Here is a 634-nt window from a genome sequence, read left to right as displayed (position 1 = left end):
CCTCACCAAGCGTCGATACTTCCAACCTAAAATACGTCGACCCATTCATCGGTACTGGCTTTAACGGACACACCTTCCCGGGTCCCGTGGTGCCAGAAGGCATGGTGCAACTTTCTCCAGATACCGAGCTGATCGGCTGGCACTCTTCATCAGGTTACCACTTCGATAAAAAGACTCTATTTGGCTTCTCCCACACTCACCTATCTGGCACGGGGATGGGCGGTTTAGGTGACATTCTGTTCCTACCGTTTACCGAAGATAAAGCTAAATACATCGAAGAAAGCGACGATTACCGCGAAGCGATTTCGGTCAAGATGGACAAAACCTCAGAAGTGGCAGAAGCGGGTTACTACTCTGTGAAGATTGCTGAGAACGGTATCAAAGCTGAGCTTACGGCGTCTGAACGTGTCGGCTTCCATCGTTACACCTACCCGCAAGGTCAACCACAACGTTTGAAGATTGACCTCAACTCCATCCTAAACAGTGACTGGGGTTCGACCTCTCTGCGCAACAAACTGACGGTGAGCGAAGACGGCCATACCATCACGGGCGAGCGCGATGCAGCGCACTTCTCTGGTTGGGCGAAAAACCAAAAAATCTTCTTCTACGCGACTTTCGATAAGAAGATCAAAGA

At 50.3% G+C, this 634-nt stretch carries 1 pseudogene; it reads left to right on the top strand.

Going from position 1 to position 634, the window contains the following annotated elements:
• Nucleotides 1-634, top strand: a pseudogene (locus R7E78_RS27775) (glycoside hydrolase family 92 protein); the annotation flags it as partial.

This window comes from Vibrio sp. YT-19(2023) (assembly GCF_033337395.1).
The sequence above is the reverse complement of the archived record's forward strand: the minus strand, read 5'-3'. Positions and strand labels throughout refer to the sequence as shown.